The organism is Leifsonia sp. HAY1-4F (genome assembly GCF_056755275.1).
This window is the reverse complement of the sequence record NZ_JBNDHX010000001.1, coordinates 19,391-37,829: the sequence shown is the minus strand read 5'-3', so window position 1 is coordinate 37,829 and position 18,439 is coordinate 19,391. Positions and strand designations below refer to the sequence as shown.

Below are 18,439 nucleotides of genomic sequence, written 5' to 3'. Positions count from 1 at the left end.
CGCAGGAATGGACACCGGCAACGCGGGCAGCCTCACGGTCGAGGCCGAGGGGAGGGGAATCCGCTCGATCTTCCTCGGTGACCTCGGAGAGGAGGCGCAGGACGCACTGCTCGCCACCGGCGCGGTCCGTCCGGTCGATCTGGTGAAAGTCGCCCATCACGGCTCGGCAGACCAGAGTCCGGCGTTCTATCGAGCGCTCGGCGCGCGCCTCGGGCTGATCTCCGTCGGCGTGAACAACGGCTACGGCCACCCGACCCGGCGTGTACTGCAGATCCTCAAGGACGACAGCACCGCGATGGCCCGCACCGACGAGCAGGGGCTGCTGCTCGTGTCGCCGGGGTCGCCGGGCATGAGTGTCTGGAGCGAACGGCAGGCCGCGGACACTGCCGGTGGTCGCCTCTATCCTGGATACGAACGAGGAGGAACGTGGCGACCAGAGGCAGCAGCAGAAGCGGTGCGTCCAAGACCCGCGCCACCGCAAGCGCGATCCCGCAGGTTCCGTGGAACCAGGTGCGTGCGGCACCTGTGGTTCTCGTCACCGGAGCGGAATCGTTCCTCGCCGAGCGGGCGGTCCGGACGCTGCGGGACACGCTCAAGGCTGCTGATCCCAGCCTCGAGATCAGTGACCTGCACGCGGGCGACTACGCACCCGGAGAACTGCTCACCCTCGCGAGCCCCTCCCTGTTCGACGAGCCGCGGCTCATCCGCGTGGAGGCCGTCGAGAAGTGCAACGACGCGTTCCTCGCCGACATGCTCCGCTACCTTGAGGAACCGGCCGACGGCACCGTCGTCACCCTCCGGCACGGCGGCGGTGTGCGCGGCAAGAAGCTGCTCGACGCGATCCGGGCAGGTTCTGGCAGCGGGATCGAGGTGCTGTGCGCCGAACTGAAGAAGGACGCGGAGAAGTACGACTTCGCACAGGCGGAGTTCGCCGCGGCCGGGCGCAAGGTCACGCCGGGCGCCCTGCGCGCGATCACCTCGGCGTTCTCCGACGATCTGGCCGAGCTCGCGGCGGCATGCCAGCAACTGCTGTCCGATTCTGCAGAGCAGATCACCGAAGCGACCGTCGACAAGTACTACAGCGGGCGGGTCGAGACGAACGCGTTCCAGGTGGCTGACGCCGCCATCGCGGGGCGCCACGGAGAGGCGCTCGTCACGATGCGTCACGCTCTCGCGTCCGGGGCCGACCCGGTGCCGATGGTGGCCGCATTCGCGAGCAAGCTCCGCACCATGGCCAAGGTCTCCGGCTCCCGCGGCGGCTCCGGCCAGCTGGCCCAGCAGTTCGGCCTCGCCCCCTGGCAGGTCGACCGCGCACGCCGTGACCTCCAGGGCTGGACCGAGGACGGCCTCGGCCGCTGCATCGAACTGCTCGCCGAGACCGACGCCAATGTCAAAGGCGGCGGCCGCGACCCCGTCTTCGCGCTGGAGCGCATGATCCGCATCATCAGCGCACGCGGCCGCGACTGAGGGCTGGTCCGGCAGCGCCGCGGCCGCGACTGAGCACAGATCCGTCCGCGCCCGCACATGCAGCGAGCCCCCGCTCGGACCGATGGTCCGGAACGGGGGCTCGCTAGCGGCGCGGGACAGGGCCCGCGGACGGTCGCTGCTTAGAGCGCGGCGACCTGCTTGGCGATGGCCGACTTGCGGTTCGCCGCCTGGTTCTTGTGGATGACGCCCTTGCTGGCCGCCTTGTCGATCTTCTTGGCGGCGAGACGCAGCGCCGCGGTCGCCTTCTCCTTGTCGCCGGCGACGACGGCCTCACGGGTCGCGCGGATGGCGGTCTTGAGCTGGCTCTTGACGGCCTTGTTGCGCTCCTGCGCCTTCTTGTTGGTGCCGTTGCGCTTGATCTGCGACTTGATGTTTGCCACGAGTGGTCACTTTCGTTGTGGATGAGTTAGGGATGTGCCGCTCAGCGGAGAGGGCGCCTTGCGGCGTTTCGTGCGGACACATCCACACGCAAGCCAACAAACAACATTACCAGCGACGACCCGGTCCCGGCAAAACGATGCATATTTCCGGGGTCCGGCTGCTACACGCGTGCCGGCGCGTACGAGCCGACGAGCAGTTCTTCCAGCAGAGCGGGACCGTTCGGCTCCCAGCCGAGGTCGATCCGTGGCTTGATGCCGCGCGCCTGCTGGTCGAGCAGCAGCGCATCGGCGAGCAGTGCGCCGAGGCGGGACCGGGTCTCCTCCACCGGCTCGGGCAGCACGCCGCCGGCCACATCGGCGGCTTGAGCGGCGACCTCGCCCAGTTCGCGCACGGTCGGGTTCTGACCGCCGGCGCCGATGTACCTCTCCCCGGCCGTGCCCTGCTCCAGCGCGAGCACGTACAGTGCCGCGAGATCGTCGACGTGCACGGTCGCCCAGTGCTGCGAGCCGTCGCCGATCAACCGCAGGGCCGGGATCGCACCATCGGCGCGAGGCGCATCCACGATCAGGTTCGGCAGTCCCTTGCCGTGCCCGTAGACGATCGACGGAACGACCACCATGCCGCGCACGTCGGTGGCGCCAAGGACCGCGCCCTCACCGCCGGTACGCCAGGCGGTGATGGCCGGCGGATCGGCCGGCGCGTCCTCGGTGATGTCGTCGTTGGAGCCGTACGTCCAGATGCCGCCGGTGTGGACGAGCGGCTTGCCCGAGCCCGCGAGGGCCGCCAGCACAGCGGGGACGAGCACGGCATCCACCTCCCGGGAGGACGCCAGGTGGATGACGCCGTCCGCTTCCTGTGCGGCGCGCTGGACGAACGCTGCGTCGCCGGCGTCTCCCACCAGCGGAGTGGCGCCCGCGGCCTGGACGGCGTTCGCCTTGTCCTGGTCGCGAACGAGAGCGGTGACGGTGTGGCCCTCGTCGAGGAGCCGGGGCAGGACGGAGGTTCCGATGAAGCCGGTCGCGCCGGTGAGGAGAACGTTCATACCGTCCACAACGCGACGACGCCGCGGACATTCCCCAGATTTCCCGCTCCGGAGGGTGGCGGTCATGTCCCGCGTAGGCTCGATCCATGACCAGCACCAGCATCGCCATCGTCAACGGTTATGTCGTCCCCGTGGCCCAGGAGCCCATCGAGAACGGCGTCGTCCTCATCCAGGACGGTGTCATCCAAGCGGTCGGCCGGGCGAGCGATGTCGCGGTTCCCGAGGGCGTGACGGTGGTGGATGCGGCGGGGCGCTGGGTGCTCCCCGGCTTCATCGAGGCGCACGGCCACGTCGGTATCCACGAGGAGGCGAACGGGCCCGCCGGCGACGACACCAATGAGATGACGACACCGAACACGGCAGCGGTCCGGGCGATCGACGCGATCAACATCGACGACGAAGGATTCCGGGACGCGCTCTCCGGAGGCGTCACGTCGGTCGTCGTCAAGCCGGGGTCGGGCAATCCCATCGGCGGGCAGACGGTGGCCATCAAGACCTGGGGCGGTCGGACCATCGACGAGCAGGTGATCCACGAGGCGGTGAGCGTCAAGTCGGCGCTGGGCGAGAATCCGAAGCGGGTGTACGGAGCCAAGAACGTCACACCGAGCACCCGGCTGGGTGTTGCGATGGTCATCCGCGAGGCGTTCGTGGCCGCCCAGAACTACCGGGCGAAGCGCGATGACGCCCTGCTTGAGGGCAAGCCGTTCGACCGCGACCTGGCGCTGGAGACGCTCGTGCGCGTGCTGGACGGCGAGCTGGCGTGGGATCAGCACACGCACCGCCACGACGACATCGCCACGGCTCTGCGGTTGGCGGACGAGTTCGGCTACCGTCTCGTGGTCAACCACGGGACCGAGGCGCACAAGATCGCCGACGTTCTGGCCGAGCGCGACATCCCCGTCATCTTCGGGCCCATGTTCACCTCGCGCTCGAAGGTCGAGCTGCGCGACCGCGCCATAGCGAACCTCGCGACGCTGGCGAAGGCGGGCGTCCGCGTCGCCATCACGACGGACCACCCGGTCGTGCCGATCAACTTCCTCGTGTACCAGGCCGCCCTCGCCGTGAAGGACGGACTGCCGCGCGAGACGGCGCTGGAAGCGCTGACTGTGAACCCGGCCGCGTTCCTCCGCCTCGACGACCGTGTCGGTTCATTGACCCCCGGCCTCGACGGCGACGTGGTGATCTGGTCGGGCGATCCCCTGGATGTCACCTCCCGGGCCGAGCGCGTCTACATCGGGGGCGCCGAGGTCTTCCGCTGGGAGGACGGCCAGGGCCGGGTCGTGGAGCGCGCCGAGCGGTTCGCCTGAGCGGGCGACGCCCAGCCGCTGGGTTCATGGGAGAATGGCCGGACGATGTCACCACGAGCTCTCCAGGCCCTCGAGCCCGCCGCGACCGACCCGGCCTCCCTCCGCAATTTCTGCATCATCGCCCACATCGACCACGGCAAGTCGACCCTGGCCGACCGCATGCTGCAGATCACCGGTGTGGTCTCCGACCGGGACATGCGTGCGCAGTACCTGGACCGGATGGACATCGAGCGCGAGCGCGGCATCACGATCAAGAGCCAGGCCGTCCGCATGCCGTGGGAGGTCGACGGCCAGTCGTTCGCCCTCAACATGATCGATACGCCCGGCCACGTCGACTTCACCTACGAGGTCTCGCGGTCCCTCGCGGCCTGCGAGGGCGCCATCCTGCTGGTGGATGCGGCACAGGGCATCGAGGCGCAGACCCTCGCCAACCTCTACCTGGCCCTCGAGAACGACCTCACCGTCATCCCGGTCCTGAACAAGATCGACCTGCCCGCCGCAGACCCCGAGAAGTACTCGCAGGAGCTCGCCAGCCTCATCGGCGGCCGCCCTGAGGACGTGCTGCGCGTGTCCGGCAAGACGGGGATGGGCGTCGAGGCGCTCCTCGACCGTGTCGTCGCCGAGATCCCGGCGCCGGTCGGCGTCGCCGACGCGCCGGCCCGCGCGATGATCTTCGACTCCGTCTACGACAGCTACCGCGGCGTGGTCACCTATGTGCGCATGGTCGACGGAAGCCTGAAGCCGCGCGAGCGCATCCAGATGATGTCCACCAGGGCCACGCACGAGATCCTCGAGATCGGCGTGTCCTCGCCCGAGCCGACCCCCTCGCAGGGGTTGAGCGTCGGCGAGGTGGGCTACCTGATCACCGGGGTGAAGGACGTCCGCCAGTCCAAGGTCGGCGACACCATCACGACGGCGTCGAAGCCCGCGACCCAGGCACTGCCCGGCTACACGGAGCCGAAGCCGATGGTCTTCTCGGGTCTGTACCCGATCGACGGCAGCGACTACCCCGAACTGCGGGAGGCCCTCGACAAGCTGAAGCTGTCGGACGCCGCGCTCGTCTACGAGCCCGAGACCTCGGTCGCGCTCGGGTTCGGTTTCCGCTGCGGCTTCCTCGGCCTCCTGCACCTCGAGATCATCACCGAGCGCCTGTCCCGCGAGTTCGGCCTCGACCTGATCACCACGGCGCCGAGTGTGATCTACGAGGTCACGACCGAAGACAAGAAGACCGTCACGGTGACCAACCCGAGTGAGTTCCCGGGCGGCAAGATCGAGAAGGTCGAGGAGCCGGTGGTCAAGGCCGCCATCCTGGCGCCCAAGGACTACGTCGGCGTCATCATGGAACTGTGCCAGAGCCGCAGAGGTTCGCTGCTCGGCATGGATTACCTCGGCGAGGATCGCGTCGAGATCCGCTACACCATGCCCCTCGGCGAGATCGTGTTCGACTTCTTCGACCAGCTCAAGTCCAAGACCGCGGGCTATGCCTCCCTCGACTACGAGCCGTTCGGCGAGCAGGCCGCAGACCTCGTGAAGGTGGACATTCTGCTGCAGGGCGAGACGGTGGATGCGTTCAGCGCGATCGTGCATCGCGACAAGGCCTACGCCTACGGCACCATGATGGCGTCGCGTCTGCGGGAGCTCATCCCGCGCCAGCAGTTCGAGGTCCCCATCCAGGCGGCCATCGGCGCGCGCATCATCGCCCGCGAGAACATCCGCGCGATGCGCAAGGACGTCCTCGCCAAGTGCTACGGCGGCGACATCACGCGAAAGCGCAAGCTGCTCGAGAAGCAGAAGGAGGGCAAGAAGCGCATGAAGATGGTCGGCCGCGTCGAGGTCCCCCAGGAGGCGTTCATCGCCGCCCTCTCCGGCGACACGGAGAAGTCCAAAGACAGCAAGAAATAGTCTCATCTTCCGAGCCGAGGGTGAGCGACACACGCCCTCCTCGATGGTACGTCGTCGCTGATGCGAGAATCGCCGTGTGGTTCGAAAGTTCAGGCCGACATTCAGTGAGATTGCCGCAGACGCGCGCCTTCGCCCTCAAGGTTCTGAAGTTCGAGGCGCGCATGGGGTCCGGCCGGGAAGGTTCAACCTAGCCGGAGAGTTTTTCGACCCGACCGGCTCACATCTTGATCTGTCCGAGACCGAAATATCGCCCGCTCAGGCCCTAGCGGTAGTCAAGGCAGGTGCACTGCTGGCTTTCGAGGCGTGCGGGTGCGGTGGTGACGGCCTCGGAGGCTGTGAGATCGAGTGGTTCGAGTCGAAAGACATCGCCGACTCGATAGGGACAGGCGAACCGGTCTTCGTCAACCTGCACGGGTCGCCGACGTGGATCGACCTGTGGTCAGGACAGGACCGACGCGTCGTCTTCGCGCATGGCGATGTGCGATGGGGATCCGTCCTGCTTTGAGCGCACATCCTTCACGCTGGCTCTCCGTGGCCGCTCCCGGGGGTGTGAGGCCCCGAGGTCGGACCAGATCTTGGAACCGCAGCGAGGGCTTTGTGCCCGTATAACGACGAGGGCCCCCGACTGAGCGAGCCTGGAATGAGGCTGCGCGCTCCGGCTCTGGCAAGGGGCAATTCGTGGCAGAGTGGCGCTCGCTGTGATGGTGGTCTCCTAAGGCTTCGGGTGACGTGGTCGGCAACGCCGCTCGGCGATGCGTCCTCTCGTAGGGTCGGGCCATGCCGGCAGTACAGGGGGAAGGCGCTCACGAGAAGGGCGCCGACGGCGCGCGTCGCGCCCGGCGCTGGCTCGACTCGACAACCCGCGCGAATGCGATCTGGCTAAACCCCGAACCGTCCGCCATCGACAAGCTGACCTTCCATTAGCCCCACGACGGGAAGCCTTTCACGTTCGATCTCGGTGGGTTCCTGAAGCATGGCGAGATTCACGGTCAAATGTTCTTCGCGGAGTCGAAGAAGTACGACGACGTATCCGACCTGAATGACCATTGCGACACGGAGAAGAAAGAGAAGAAGTAGGCGAAGGAGGCGACTAGCCTCGGCGGTACGCGTTCACCACGACACCCGACGCCAGCCGTCGCGAGTCGCGGAGCGTGAGCCGCGACCGGGGGAAGCCGTTCCCGAAAAGCTTCTTGCCGGTCCCCAGCACCAGCGGATAGACGCAGAGCCGGTACTCGTCGATGAGGTCGTGCTCCGCGAGGGTGCGCACCAGCTCGGTGCTGCCCCAGATCCGGATCTCGCCGCTCACCTCGGTGCGCACGCGCGAGACCGCGCCGGCGACGTCCGGGCCGAGAAGGTACGAGTTCTTCCAGGCCAGCTCTCCCCGGGTGCGGGACGCTACGTACTTCGGGATGCGGTTGTACCGCTGCGTCAGCTCTCCCTCGAGCCCGGGCGCCCCCTCGTCCCAGACACCCCAGGAGCCGGAGAAGATGTCGTACGTCTTGCGGCCGAGCAGGAGCGCCTGCGTCCGGCGCTCCCACTCCAGAATCAGCTGGCCGCCCTCCCCGGTGTCGTGCTGAGCGTCGTAGTCCATCGCCCAGCCGCCGAGCTCGAAGCCGCCCTCGCGGTCCTCGTCCGGACCTCCGCCGCCCTGCACGACGCCGTCGAGGGTGATGAACGCCTGCACCACGATCGTGCCCATTCGGGTCCTTCCTTCTCTACGAGTAGACCACCCGGAGCGACCGGAGGGGAGACCCGTTTCGCTAACCCTCCCGAGATGACGGAAGATGAATACATGCGCCGCGCGACGTTCACCGACCAACCCGTCACGTACGGGGCCGTCGGCGGCACCCAGGCGGCCGACCTGCTCTACTACCCGCCCAAGGGATACAAGCCGCTCGAGCGCAGCATCCGGCTGGGCAGCGGCGACGAGCGCTTCGAGACGGCGGCGACCGCTCTGATGGCGTGGGGAGTGCAGAAGGGCAGCGGCATCCAGGTCACGAACGTGAACGAGGGCACCGGTGTCCAGTACGAGGGCATCGAATTCGGCGCGGACGGCACCCCCGTCCGCATGCGCGAGAACCGGCCCGAGGAGGACGTGTTCTCGGACGACGGCACGCCCTTCGTGCGCAACGGGATGACGGCGGTGCTGAAGATCCCGTTCGGCCCGTTCCGCGTCTCCGCACCGATCCGGGTCGTGTACGTCATCGACGAGCCGCACCGGCGCGGGTTCGCCTACGGGACGCTGAAAGGGCATCCCGAGAGCGGCGAGGAGTTGTTCCTGGTCGAGCAGCACGACGACGGGACGGTGTGGTTCGTCGTGCGCGCGCTGTCCCGGCCCTCCAATGCGTTCTACCGGCTCGGCTCGCCGGTGCTGGGGATGATGCAGCGCCGGTACACCGCGAAATACCTGCGGGCGCTGCATCCCGCGAGCTCCGCCTGATGCCCAGCATCCTCCCGCTCGGCGATCCGGCGCCCGCCGACGGCCTGCTGCCCGCGACCGCCGCCGACGGAGCATCGGCGCGCGACTTCGGTGTGTACCTGCACGTGCCGTTCTGCCGGGTGCGCTGCGGGTACTGCGACTTCAACACCTACACCGCGACGGAGCTGCGGGGCGTCTCGCAGTCGGACTACGCCGGTCATGCGGTCCGCGAGGTGGAGTTCGCCTCCGGCGTCCTCCGCGACAGCGGCGTCCCCGGGCGGCCGGTGTCGACGGTGTTCTTCGGCGGCGGCACGCCGACCCTGCTCCCGCCCGGCGACCTCGCGGCGATGCTCGGCGCGGTCCGGGACGCGTGGGGGCTCGCCGACGGCGCCGAGGTGACGACCGAGGCGAACCCCGACTCGGTCGACGCCCGCGATCTCCGCCGCCTCGCGGATGCGGGATTCACTCGCGTGTCGTTCGGAATGCAGTCCGCTGTCCCGCACGTGCTGGCCACGCTGGAGCGCACCCACGATCCGGCGCGCATCCCCCTCGTCGTCGGCTGGGCGCGCGACGCCGGCCTGCAGGTGAGCCTCGACCTCATCTACGGCACGCCGGGGGAGTCGCTCGACGACTGGTCCCGGAGCCTGGACACGGCGCTCGCCTGCGAGCCCGACCACCTGTCGGCCTACGCGCTCATCGTCGAGCCCGGAACCAAACTCGCCCGCCAGATACGCTCCGGAGAGATCGCTGAGCCGGACGACGACCTCGAGGCGGACATGTACGAGTCGGCGGATGCACGGCTCGCCGAGGCCGGCTACGACTGGTACGAGGTGAGCAATTGGGCGAGGGATGCGGCACACCGCTCCCGCCACAACCTCGCCTACTGGCTGGGCCACGACTGGTGGGGGATCGGTCCGGGTGCGCACAGCCACGTCGGCGGCGTCCGCTGGTGGAACGTGAAGCATCCCGCCGCCTACGCCCAGCGCGTGCTCGCGGGGGAGTCGCCCGCCGCCGGCCGCGAGACGCTCGACGCCGAGACGCGCCGGGTGGAGCGGGTGCTGCTGCTCAGCCGCATCCGGGATGGTCTGCGCACGAGCGAGCTGGTCGACGCCGGCCGTCGCGAGGTCCCCGCCCTGATCGCGGACGGCTTCATCGACGGAAGAGCCGCCCTCCGCGGGTCGATCGTGCTGACCCTGCGGGGGCGGCTCCTCGCCGACGCCGTGGTGCGGCGCCTGCTGGCGGACGAGGCGGCCTGAGCCGCCTGCCCGACTAGCTCACGAACCGGATCGCGATCGGATACGTGTAGTACTCGCCCTGGTTCGCCCTCACGGCGGCGATGATGCTGAAGACGATGTCGATCACCCACGCCGCGAGGATGATGATGAATCCGACGAAGACGAGCGACAGGATGACCCCCACCACGTAGGCGATGAAGATGGTGATCTGGAAGTTGAGCGCCGTCGCGCTGTGTGCGCGCACGAAGGGCCCCCGGTCCTTCAGCACGAGGTAGCCGATCAGCGCCGGGATCCAGCTGAACAGGATGCCGCCCGCATGGATCAGCGTCGCCCAGAGCTTCTCGTCAGCCGGGCTCAGCTGGGGCTGGCCGCCGCCGTACGGCTGCTGCGGCGGCGGAGGCGGGGGTGTCGCGGACATGCGGGGGTTCTCCTCTGTACTGGCAACTCTGCTGGCAGCGCCGTGCGGGGGCAGGCGTGTTCGTCCGCACCAGCCTAGGGCGCTGGTCCACGGGGGGAGAAGACCCCGGGCGGGTTCGCCTTACTTGATGAACCGGAAGTTCATCGGGTAGCGATACGTCCCTCCGCTGTTCACGCGGACGAAGCCCAGGATCGAGAACACCAGGTTCAGGATGTACAGAGCCCACGGGATGAGCAGGCCGAAGATCAGGTAGCCGATACCGAAGGTGAAGCTGCCGATGATGATCCCGATGATCTGCGACGCCACCCACGCGATGATCCAGGTGATCTGCCAGTTGAGGGCTTCCTTGGCCTCCTGGTCGGTCAGGCGCCCGCGGTCCTTGAACACGAGCCAGATGATCAGGGACGGAAGGAACCACAGGATGCCGCCCAGGTGCGCGAACGCCGCCCACTGCTTGTCCTGCGCCGGGTCGAGGGGTGCGGCTGCGGCGTAGGGCTGCTGCGGGCCGGCCGCCGGCTGCGCGTACGGCTGCTGAGGCGGGACGTTGGAGTACGGCTGCTGGGGTGGCACGTTGCCGGCCGGCTGCTGCGGCGGCACGCCGCCGGGCTGCTGCGGAGGGACGCCTCCGGTCGGGTCGGAGGGCTGGTTCGGGTCTGTCATCGGCGGAACCCTTTCGTGATCGGTTACAACAGTGTTGAACCGGTGCACATACGGTACTGCCGCCGTGTCTCAGGCAGCAATCACCTGGCGGGTGTTTCTGCGCGGTAGCATTGGCACTCAGGAACCGCGAGTGCTAATCGGTCGACGGGAGGCGGAGATGGTCTCAGAACGCAGCCTCGAAGTGTTGCGCGTCATCGTTCAGGATTATGTGGCGTCTCGCGAGCCGGTCGGGTCCAAGAGCATCGTGGAGCGGCACTCCTTCGGCGTGTCGGCCGCGACCATCCGCAACGACATGGCGCTGCTGGAGGAGGAGGACCTGATCGCGGCCCCGCACACCTCCTCGGGCCGCGTCCCCACCGACAAGGGCTATCGCCTGTTCGTCGACCACCTGGCCGAGATGCGTCCGCTCACCTCCGCGCAGCGGGCCGCGATCGAGACCTTCCTCGGGCAGTCGGCCGATCTGGATGATGTCCTCTCGCGAACCGTGCGGCTGCTGTCCCAGCTCACCAACCAGGTTGCGCTCGTGCAGTATCCCTCGGTGGCGCGTTCGCGCATCCGCCACATCGAGCTCGTCGCGATGTCGCCCCACCGCCTGCTCAGCGTTCTGATCACCGATTCGGGCGCCGTCGAGCAGCGGGTCATCGACCTGGGCTTCGATCTCGGCGACGAGGAGGTCGCGGAGATCCGCGGCGCGATCAACGGAGCGGCGGCCGGGCTCACTCTCGCCGAGGCGGCGGCGCGTTTGCGCGAGCTGCCCGGAGCGCTCACCGATCGCACGCGTCCGCTGGTGGAGCCGGTGGCGAGCGCCCTGCTCGACCAGATCGCGGCCAACCGCCAGGAGAAGCTCGTCATGGCGGGCGCCGCGAACCTGGTGCGCACCGAGCTCGACTTCCCGGGAACCATCACGCCGGTGCTCGAGGCGATCGAGGAGCAGGTCGTCCTGCTGCGGCTCTTCGATGAGATGGCCACCGACCAGCACGGGGTCGCCGTGAGCATCGGCCGCGAGAACACGGGTTTCGGTCTGACGGAAGCCTCCGTCCTCTCCAGCGGTTACAGTGCGGCGGGATCGGATGTGGCCCGCGTGGGCCTGCTCGGTCCGCTCCGCATGGACTACTCCGGAAACATGGCGGCCGTCCGTGCGGTCGCCCGCTACCTCTCGCGGCTGCTCGGCGACCAGTAGGCCGCACGCCGCCGGCGAACACCACACGTAATCGACAAGAAGAAGGAACAGCCCCACGTGGCCGACCACTACGAAGTCCTGGGCGTCGAGCGCGACGCCAGCCCCGACGAGATCAAGAAGGCATACCGCCGCCTGGCACGCGAACTGCATCCGGATGTGAATCCGAGTTCGGAGGCCCAGGAGCGGTTCAAGCTCGTCACGCACGCGTATGACGTGCTGAGCGACCCGCAGCAGCGGCAGCAGTACGACCTGGGCGACTCGCGCGGCTTCGGCGGGGCGGGCGGAGCCGACTTCGCCGGCTTCAGCGACATCTTCGAGACGTTCTTCGGCGGGGGCGGGGGAGCGTCGCGCGGTCCGCGGTCCCGGCGCGAGCGCGGGCAGGATGCGCTGCTGCGCGTCGAGATCGATCTCGACGAGGTCATCTTCGGCACCCACCGCGATCTCGAGGTGGATACGGCGGTCGTCTGCGAGACCTGCAACGGCTCCTGCTGCCAGCCGGGCACCCGCCCGGTGACCTGCGACATCTGCCACGGGACGGGCAGCATCCAGCGGTCGGTGCGGTCGCTGCTCGGCAACGTGATGACCTCGAGCCCCTGCGGCACGTGCCGCGGCTACGGCACCGTCATCGCGACGCCGTGCGTGACCTGCCAGGGCCAGGGACGCGTGCGCGCGCGCCGCACGGTTCCGGTCGACATCCCCGCGGGCGTGGACACCGGGCTCCGGCTGCAGATGCCGGGCAGCGGTGAGGCCGGACCTGCCGGCGGCCCGAACGGCGACCTGTACCTGGAGATCAAGGTCAAGCACCACGAGGTGTTCAGCCGCGACGGCGACGACCTGCTGTGCACGCTCGAGATGTCGATGACGGATGCCATCCTGGGCACCACCGCGACGGTGAAGGCGCTCGACGGCGACATCCGGCTCGAACTGAAGCCCGGGACGCAGTCCGCGGACATCGTGACGGTGAAGGATCGCGGCATCACACACCTGCGGGGTACCGGGCGCGGCGATCTGCGGGTCGGCATCCAGGTGGTCACTCCGACGAAGCTCGACCACAAGGAGAAGGAGCTGATCAAGAAGTTCGCGGCCGCTCATACGGCTGCGGAGCCGTCGCTCGCGCACTTCCAGCAGGGGCTGTTCGCGAAGCTGCGCGACCGGTTCCTGAACCTGTAGCCGTCGTGGCGTCCCTCTACCTGCGGGAGGATCTCGACGATGTCGAGGTCGGCGCCCGCCTGTCGCTGACCGGCGCCGAGGCGAAGCACGCGGCCACCGTGAACCGCACGCGACCGGGGGAGTCGGTGCTGATCGGCAACGGCCGGGGACTCGTCGCCTCCGGCGAGGTGCTCGTCGCGACCACGGGCGAGCTGACCATCGACGTGGAGGCGGTGTCGCGCGTCGAGCGCCCGACGCCCTCGATCACGCTCGTCCAGGCGCTCGCCAAGGGGGACCGCGACGAGCTCGCCATCCAGGCGGCCACGGAGCTCGGGGTGGATGCGGTGGTGCCGTGGGCGGCGTCCCGCTCGGTGTCCCGGTGGGAAGGTCCCAAGGTGGCGAAGGGCCGCGAGCGGTGGTCGGCGATCGTGCGGGAGGCTGCGAAGCAGTCCATCCGCGCGTGGACACCGCAGGTGGGGGAGCTGGCGACCACGAAGCAGGTCGCCGCGCTCACCGCGGGCGCGCGCGTGCTCGTCCTGGAGCCGGACGCGTCGGCGCCGCTGACGGGCGTCGTCCCGGACGCCCGCGACCTGGTGCTCGTCGTCGGGCCGGAGGGCGGGATCGCCCCGCAGGAGCTGGAGGCCTTCCGTGACGCGGGCGCCGAGCTCGTCCGCCTGGGCGACACGGTGCTCCGCACCTCCACGGCCGGCCCCGCCGCCCTCGCCGTCCTGAACGCCGCCCTCCGCCGCTGGTAACAGCTCCCGCGAATCACGAGCGCCCCCCACCCTCCAGCCCCACCCTCCAGCCCCGCCATCGAGTCCGCAGAGATTGCACGCTGCGAGGGCTCAGACCGTTCAATCTCTGCGGACTCGATGGAGGGTCGGAGGGGGCGAATAGGATGGAGCCATGGAGGAACAGACGGAGCGCTCGATCTTCTCCCGCATCATCGCGGGTGAGATCCCGGCCGACGTGGTGTACGACAGCGATCGGCTGATCGCGTTCCGCGACATCGCGCCGCAGGCGCCGGTGCACCTGCTGGTCGTGCCGAAGACGGAGCGCTACCGCGACGTGGTGGAGCTCGCCGCTGGCGACCCGGCGCTGCTCGCGGAGCTCGTCGCGACGGCGAAGCAGCTGGCCGACGAGCATTCGGACGGCGACTTCCGTCTCATCTTCAACACCGGCGCAGGCGCGGGCCAGACCGTGTTCCACGTCCATGCCCACCTGTTGAGCGCCAACGATCGAGGTAGCAGCCTCGAGGAAGGATCCCTTGCCCAGCTCTGAATTCACCCCCGGACCGTCGAGCGCAGGGGAACCGGCCGCCGAAGCTCACCTGAGTGTCGACGGCGTCCAGATGGTCCGGCTCCTGGGCCCGCAGGACCGCCTGCTCACCACTCTGGAGCGTCAGTATCCGCTCGTGAACGTGCATGTGCGCGGCAACGAGATCACCCTGACCGGCGACCCGACGCAGGTCGCCGCGGCTCAGCGCCTCGTGGAGGAGCTGCTGCAGATGGTCCGCAACGGACAAGAGCTGTCCCCGGCCGAGGTCACCAGCTCCGCCCGGATGCTCGGCACCGACCTCAAGTTGAGCCCGTCGGACGTGCTGGGCCAGGCCATCCTCACCGCTCGCGGCAAGAGCATCCGCCCCAAGACGCTCGGGCAGAGTCAGTACGTCGACGCGATCGACCACAACACGATCGTCTTCGGCATCGGGCCGGCCGGAACCGGCAAGACCTACCTCGCGATGGCGAAGGCCGTCCAGGCGCTGCAGCGCAAAGAGGTCACCCGCATCATCCTGACCCGTCCGGCGGTGGAGGCGGGGGAGCGACTGGGCTACCTGCCCGGCACGCTGACGGACAAGATCGACCCGTATCTGCGGCCGCTCTACGACGCGCTCAACGAGATGATGGACCCCGACCTCGTCCCCAAGCTGCTCGCAGCCGGCACCATCGAGGTCGCACCGCTCGCGTACATGCGCGGGCGGACGCTGAACGACTCGTTCATCATCCTCGACGAGGCGCAGAACACGACGCCCGAGCAGATGAAGATGTTCCTGACGAGGCTTGGCTTCAACTCGAAGATGGTCGTGACCGGCGACATCACGCAGGTCGACCTGCCCAACGCGGCGAGCGGCCTCCGGCTGGTCACCCGTGTGCTGAACGACATCGACGACATCCACTTCACCCGCCTCACCAGCGAGGACGTGGTCCGGCACAACCTGGTCGGGCGCATCGTGGACGCCTACACCGAGTACGACGCGCGCCAGCAGGCCCGCCACTACGAGCGCGAGCAGGCGGCCGAGTTCGCCAATCGCGCTGAGCGCCGCGGCGCATTCCCGCGCGACCACCTCCCGAAGCGCCGATAGCCAGACGAGAGGGCCGCAGTGAGCATCGAGATCAACAACGAGTCGACCATCCCGGTGGATGAGGCCGCCCTGCAGCGGCTGGCGTCCTACTCCTTCGACATCCTGCACGTCCACCCGGACGCCGAGCTGGCGATCGTCCTCGTCGACGAGGCGGCGATGGAGCAGCTGCACGTGCAGTGGATGGACGAGCCCGGCCCGACCGACGTCCTCAGCTTCCCGATGGACGAGCTGCGCCCCGGCACCGAGGAGGAGCCGTCGCCTGCCGGCCTGCTCGGCGATGTCGTGCTGTGCCCGCAGGTCGCGCAGGTTCAGGCCGAGACCGCCGGCCATTCGCTGATGGATGAGCTCCTGCTGCTGACGACGCACGGCATCCTGCACCTTCTGGGGTTCGACCACGCCGAGCCGGCCGAGGAGCGCGAGATGTTCGCGATCCAGCGCGACATCCTCGTCGGATTCGCGCGCTACGACCGACAGCGATAGGAGGCGGGATGCTGCAGGCGCTCTTCTTCGTCGTCGCGTTCCTGCTGGTGGCCTTCGGCGGTCTGATGGCCGCGGTGGACTCCGCCCTCGGCGTCCAGTCCCGCGGCGATATCGCCGACCTGGCGGAGACGTCCCGGGCGAAGACGTCGCTGCGCGCGATCGCAGACGACCCGGGCGCCTACCTCAACGCTGTCAGTTTCGCGCGCCTCCTGGCCGAGACGACCGCCGCCGTCCTGGTCACGCTCGCCTTCGAGCAGATCTTCGAGCAGTGGTGGCTCTCCCTCATCCTCGCCGCCCTGATCATGACCGCGGCCTCATTCGTGCTGGTCGGGGTGAGCCCGCGCAGCGTCGGCCGCGCGAACTCAACGCTGCTGTTGCAGCTGACCGGCCCGCTGATCCGCTTCGTCCGGGTCGTCCTCGGCCCCATCCCGAACGGGCTGGTGGGCCTCGGCAACCGGGTGACGCCGTCCCGCGCGCGGTCCGCACCGGTGACCAGCGAGGAGCAGCTCCTCTCGATCGTCGACGAAGCGACCGAGTTCGAGGTGCTCGAGGAGGACGACCGCGAGCTCATCCACTCGATCTTCGAGTTCAACGCGACCGTCGTCCGCGAGGTCATGATCCCGCGGACCGACATGATCACGGTGGATGCGACGGCCGGCCTCGGCACGGCGATGGGCCTGTTCTTCAGCACCGGGGTGTCCCGCATGCCGGTCATCGAGGGCGGCGATCCCGACGAGGTGGCCGGCATCCTCTACCTGAGGGATGCGGCCAAGCTCAGCTACGAGCGCCCGCTCGGCGCCGACGAGATCACGGTCCGCGATCTGGCTCGTCCCGCACTGTTCGTGCCGGAGTCGCAGAAGGCGGACGCCCTGCTCGCCGAGATGCAGCGCGAGTCGAACCACCTCGCGATGGTCGTGGACGAGTACGGCGGCATCGCGGGACTGGTGACGCTCGAGGACCTCATCGAGGAGCTGGTCGGCGACATCTCCGATGAGTACGACCATGAGGTGGAGCTCGTGGAGCTGCTCGGCGACGGCCGATACCGCATCGCCACCCGTCTCCCCATCGACGACCTCGGCGAGCTGTTCGACATCGAGATCGAGGAGGACGACGTCGACAGCGTCGGCGGACTCGTGACCAAGGCGCTGGGCCGGTTGCCGGAGGTCGGGTCGACCGTGAGTGTCCATGGGCTCCGTTTCACGGTCGAGCGCATCGAAGGGCGGCACAAGCACGTCGCGACGGTCCTGGCGGAACGGGATGTCGCGCTGCTGCCCGAGCCGGGCGAGCGGGCGCGCTCCACGCGCGACGAGGAGCGGCGCGCCGAGCGCCAGGAGCGCACGGATCGCCAGGAGCGAACCGATCGGCCGAGCCGCCCGGACAAGAGCGACCGCCACGACAAGCCCGACCGCCATGACAAACCCCCTCGGCCCGACCGCCGCACCGAGACCCGCCACACCACCACCCAGGAGACCCGATCGTGACCGAGTACCACGCAGGATTCGTCTCGTTCGTCGGCCGCCCGAACGTGGGCAAGTCGACGCTGACCAACGCTCTCGTCGGCGAGAAGGTCGCGATCACGAGCTCGAAGCCGCAGACGACCAGGCGAGCCATCCGCGGGATCGTACACCGGGCGGACGGCCAGCTCATCCTCGTGGACACGCCGGGCATCCACCGGCCGCGCACGCTTCTCGGCGAGCGGCTCAACAGCCTGGTGCAGTCCACGCTCGGCGATGTCGACGTGGTCGGCTTCTGCGTCCCGGCCGACGAGAAGATCGGCCCGGGCGACCGCTTCATCAACGAGCAGCTGGACGAGTACCCGCGCGCCAAGAAGGTGGCCATCGTGACCAAAGTGGATGCGGTGGGCAAGACCCAGGTCGCCGAGCAGCTGCTCGCGGTGTCGGCGTTGCGCGAGTGGGAGGCGATCATCCCGGTGTCGGCGACGAGCGGCATCCAGCTGGACACGCTCACGTCGGAGCTGCTGAAGCTGCTGCCGACCTCGCCCAGCCCCCTGTATCCGGACGAAGCGATCACGGACGAGGGCATCGAAGATCGGATCTCCGAGTACATCCGCGAGGCGGTGTTGGAGGGCGTGGACGACGAGCTGCCGCATTCGCTCGCCGTCACCATCGACGACATCGTGGAGCGGGACGATAAAGACCTCGTGGAGGTCTACGCCAACCTGTTCGTCGAGCGGGACAGCCAGAAGGCCATCGTGATCGGCAAGGGCGGCAGCCGCATCCGCGATGTGGGCGCCGCGGCGCGCGAGCCGATCGAGCGCCTGCTCGGGCGGCACGTGTTCCTGTCGATCCGCGTGAAGGTCGCCAAGGACTGGCAGCGCGACCCGAAGCAGCTGGGCCGCCTCGGCTTCTGACCCGATGCCCGGCGGCGGGGCGGCGCCGCGCAGCAGCGGCGGGCG

19 protein-coding genes are annotated in these 18,439 nt (G+C 68.8%); 14 read left to right on the top strand and 5 right to left on the bottom strand.

What is annotated here, in order from left to right:
* Nucleotides 1–426 precede the first annotated feature (426 nt).
* Nucleotides 427–1,467, top strand: coding sequence for a DNA polymerase III subunit delta (gene holA, locus ACPYOG_RS00175; RefSeq protein ID WP_481292255.1), 1,041 nt, complete (start codon nucleotides 427–429; stop codon nucleotides 1,465–1,467).
* 140 nt (nucleotides 1,468–1,607) lie between these two features.
* Here the strand turns inward: holA and rpsT are convergent, their stop codons facing one another.
* Both rpsT and ACPYOG_RS00165 read right to left on the bottom strand, forming a co-directional pair.
* A complete protein-coding gene (rpsT, locus tag ACPYOG_RS00170) occupies nucleotides 1,608–1,868 on the bottom strand; it encodes a 30S ribosomal protein S20 (protein ID WP_090037195.1) in 261 nt (86 codons plus the stop codon).
* Between the two features lie 161 nt (nucleotides 1,869–2,029).
* The gene (locus ACPYOG_RS00165) at nucleotides 2,030–2,911 is read right to left on the bottom strand and encodes an NAD-dependent epimerase/dehydratase family protein (protein WP_481292254.1); all 882 of its coding nucleotides are present in this window, start codon (nucleotides 2,909–2,911) and stop codon (nucleotides 2,030–2,032) included.
* A gap of 86 nt (nucleotides 2,912–2,997) precedes the next feature.
* Here ACPYOG_RS00165 and ACPYOG_RS00160 point away from each other — a divergent pair, with 86 nt between their 5' ends.
* The 3 genes from ACPYOG_RS00160 to ACPYOG_RS00150 all read left to right on the top strand — a co-directional run bounded on the left by ACPYOG_RS00160 (nucleotide 2,998) and on the right by ACPYOG_RS00150 (nucleotide 7,044).
* Nucleotides 2,998–4,218, top strand: a complete 1,221-nt coding sequence (locus ACPYOG_RS00160; RefSeq protein WP_481292253.1) for an amidohydrolase — start codon at nucleotides 2,998–3,000, stop codon at nucleotides 4,216–4,218.
* 45 nt (nucleotides 4,219–4,263) lie between these two features.
* Nucleotides 4,264–6,120 carry a translation elongation factor 4 gene (lepA, locus tag ACPYOG_RS00155; protein WP_481292252.1) on the top strand — a complete coding sequence of 619 codons (1,857 nt, stop codon included), beginning with the start codon at nucleotides 4,264–4,266 and terminating at the stop codon, nucleotides 6,118–6,120.
* 777 nt (nucleotides 6,121–6,897) lie between these two features.
* Nucleotides 6,898–7,044: a hypothetical protein gene (locus tag ACPYOG_RS00150; protein ID WP_481292251.1), complete on the top strand. Its 147-nt coding sequence runs from the start codon at nucleotides 6,898–6,900 to the stop codon at nucleotides 7,042–7,044.
* Nucleotides 7,045–7,210: 166 nt separating this feature from the next.
* Here the strand turns inward: ACPYOG_RS00150 and ACPYOG_RS00145 are convergent, their stop codons facing one another.
* The gene (locus ACPYOG_RS00145) at nucleotides 7,211–7,819 is read right to left on the bottom strand and encodes a dihydrofolate reductase family protein (RefSeq protein WP_481292250.1); all 609 of its coding nucleotides are present in this window, start codon (nucleotides 7,817–7,819) and stop codon (nucleotides 7,211–7,213) included.
* Nucleotides 7,820–7,894: 75 nt separating this feature from the next.
* On the opposite strand from ACPYOG_RS00145, the gene ACPYOG_RS00140 reads away from it, so the two are divergent.
* Both ACPYOG_RS00140 and hemW read left to right on the top strand, forming a co-directional pair.
* Nucleotides 7,895–8,560: a DUF1990 family protein gene (locus ACPYOG_RS00140; protein ID WP_481292249.1), complete on the top strand. Its 666-nt coding sequence runs from the start codon at nucleotides 7,895–7,897 to the stop codon at nucleotides 8,558–8,560.
* Nucleotides 8,560–9,795, top strand: a complete 1,236-nt coding sequence (gene hemW / locus ACPYOG_RS00135) for a radical SAM family heme chaperone HemW (RefSeq protein WP_481292248.1) — start codon at nucleotides 8,560–8,562, stop codon at nucleotides 9,793–9,795. Before ACPYOG_RS00140 ends, hemW begins: the two co-directional genes overlap by 1 nt.
* Before the next feature lie 13 nt (nucleotides 9,796–9,808).
* Here hemW and ACPYOG_RS00130 read toward each other — a convergent pair whose 3' ends face one another.
* Both ACPYOG_RS00130 and ACPYOG_RS00125 read right to left on the bottom strand, forming a co-directional pair.
* Nucleotides 9,809–10,192, bottom strand: coding sequence for a DUF4870 domain-containing protein (locus ACPYOG_RS00130; RefSeq protein ID WP_481292247.1), 384 nt, complete (start codon nucleotides 10,190–10,192; stop codon nucleotides 9,809–9,811).
* A gap of 120 nt (nucleotides 10,193–10,312) precedes the next feature.
* On the bottom strand, nucleotides 10,313–10,852 hold the full coding sequence (locus ACPYOG_RS00125; protein WP_481292246.1) for a DUF4870 domain-containing protein: 540 nt from the start codon (nucleotides 10,850–10,852) through the stop codon (nucleotides 10,313–10,315).
* A gap of 157 nt (nucleotides 10,853–11,009) precedes the next feature.
* On the opposite strand from ACPYOG_RS00125, the gene hrcA reads away from it, so the two are divergent.
* From hrcA to era, 8 genes are all read left to right on the top strand, one after another.
* Nucleotides 11,010–12,032, top strand: a complete 1,023-nt coding sequence (gene hrcA, locus ACPYOG_RS00120; protein WP_481292245.1) for a heat-inducible transcriptional repressor HrcA — start codon at nucleotides 11,010–11,012, stop codon at nucleotides 12,030–12,032.
* 57 nt (nucleotides 12,033–12,089) lie between these two features.
* Nucleotides 12,090–13,202, top strand: coding sequence for a molecular chaperone DnaJ (gene dnaJ, locus ACPYOG_RS00115; RefSeq protein WP_481292244.1), 1,113 nt, complete (start codon nucleotides 12,090–12,092; stop codon nucleotides 13,200–13,202).
* Nucleotides 13,203–13,207: 5 nt separating this feature from the next.
* Nucleotides 13,208–13,936 (top strand): 16S rRNA (uracil(1498)-N(3))-methyltransferase, encoded by a 729-nt coding sequence (locus tag ACPYOG_RS00110; RefSeq protein WP_481292243.1) that lies wholly within the window; start codon nucleotides 13,208–13,210, stop codon nucleotides 13,934–13,936.
* A gap of 151 nt (nucleotides 13,937–14,087) precedes the next feature.
* The gene (locus ACPYOG_RS00105; protein WP_481292242.1) at nucleotides 14,088–14,462 is read left to right on the top strand and encodes a histidine triad nucleotide-binding protein; all 375 of its coding nucleotides are present in this window, start codon (nucleotides 14,088–14,090) and stop codon (nucleotides 14,460–14,462) included.
* Nucleotides 14,449–15,543, top strand: a complete 1,095-nt coding sequence (locus tag ACPYOG_RS00100) for a PhoH family protein (protein ID WP_090037165.1) — start codon at nucleotides 14,449–14,451, stop codon at nucleotides 15,541–15,543. The genes ACPYOG_RS00105 and ACPYOG_RS00100 overlap by 14 nt, the downstream gene beginning before the upstream one ends.
* Nucleotides 15,544–15,561: 18 nt before the next feature.
* Nucleotides 15,562–16,023 (top strand): rRNA maturation RNase YbeY, encoded by a 462-nt coding sequence (ybeY, locus tag ACPYOG_RS00095; RefSeq protein WP_481292241.1) that lies wholly within the window; start codon nucleotides 15,562–15,564, stop codon nucleotides 16,021–16,023.
* A gap of 8 nt (nucleotides 16,024–16,031) precedes the next feature.
* Nucleotides 16,032–17,504 (top strand): hemolysin family protein, encoded by a 1,473-nt coding sequence (locus ACPYOG_RS00090; protein WP_481292240.1) that lies wholly within the window; start codon nucleotides 16,032–16,034, stop codon nucleotides 17,502–17,504.
* Nucleotides 17,501–18,394: a GTPase Era gene (gene era / locus ACPYOG_RS00085; RefSeq protein WP_481292239.1), complete on the top strand. Its 894-nt coding sequence runs from the start codon at nucleotides 17,501–17,503 to the stop codon at nucleotides 18,392–18,394. Before ACPYOG_RS00090 ends, era begins: the two co-directional genes overlap by 4 nt.
* Nucleotides 18,395–18,439: the final 45 nt, after the last annotated feature.

What these genes read in the sequence shown, in the direction of transcription:
- ACPYOG_RS00165 (WP_481292254.1), bottom strand. Translation starts at nt 2,911, where the DNA reads ATGAACGTTCTCCTCACCGGCGCGACCGGCTTCATCGGAACCTCCGTC.
- ACPYOG_RS00160 (WP_481292253.1), top strand. Translation starts at nt 2,998, where the DNA reads ATGACCAGCACCAGCATCGCCATCGTCAACGGTTATGTCGTCCCCGTG.
- lepA (WP_481292252.1), top strand. Translation starts at nt 4,264, where the DNA reads ATGTCACCACGAGCTCTCCAGGCCCTCGAGCCCGCCGCGACCGACCCG.
- ACPYOG_RS00150 (WP_481292251.1), top strand. Translation starts at nt 6,898, where the DNA reads ATGCCGGCAGTACAGGGGGAAGGCGCTCACGAGAAGGGCGCCGACGGC.
- ACPYOG_RS00145 (WP_481292250.1), bottom strand. Translation starts at nt 7,819, where the DNA reads ATGGGCACGATCGTGGTGCAGGCGTTCATCACCCTCGACGGCGTCGTG.
- ACPYOG_RS00140 (WP_481292249.1), top strand. Translation starts at nt 7,895, where the DNA reads ATGACGGAAGATGAATACATGCGCCGCGCGACGTTCACCGACCAACCC.
- hemW (WP_481292248.1), top strand. Translation starts at nt 8,560, where the DNA reads ATGCCCAGCATCCTCCCGCTCGGCGATCCGGCGCCCGCCGACGGCCTG.
- ACPYOG_RS00130 (WP_481292247.1), bottom strand. Translation starts at nt 10,192, where the DNA reads ATGTCCGCGACACCCCCGCCTCCGCCGCCGCAGCAGCCGTACGGCGGC.
- ACPYOG_RS00125 (WP_481292246.1), bottom strand. Translation starts at nt 10,852, where the DNA reads ATGACAGACCCGAACCAGCCCTCCGACCCGACCGGAGGCGTCCCTCCG.
- hrcA (WP_481292245.1), top strand. Translation starts at nt 11,010, where the DNA reads ATGGTCTCAGAACGCAGCCTCGAAGTGTTGCGCGTCATCGTTCAGGAT.
- ACPYOG_RS00105 (WP_481292242.1), top strand. Translation starts at nt 14,088, where the DNA reads ATGGAGGAACAGACGGAGCGCTCGATCTTCTCCCGCATCATCGCGGGT.
- ACPYOG_RS00090 (WP_481292240.1), top strand. Translation starts at nt 16,032, where the DNA reads ATGCTGCAGGCGCTCTTCTTCGTCGTCGCGTTCCTGCTGGTGGCCTTC.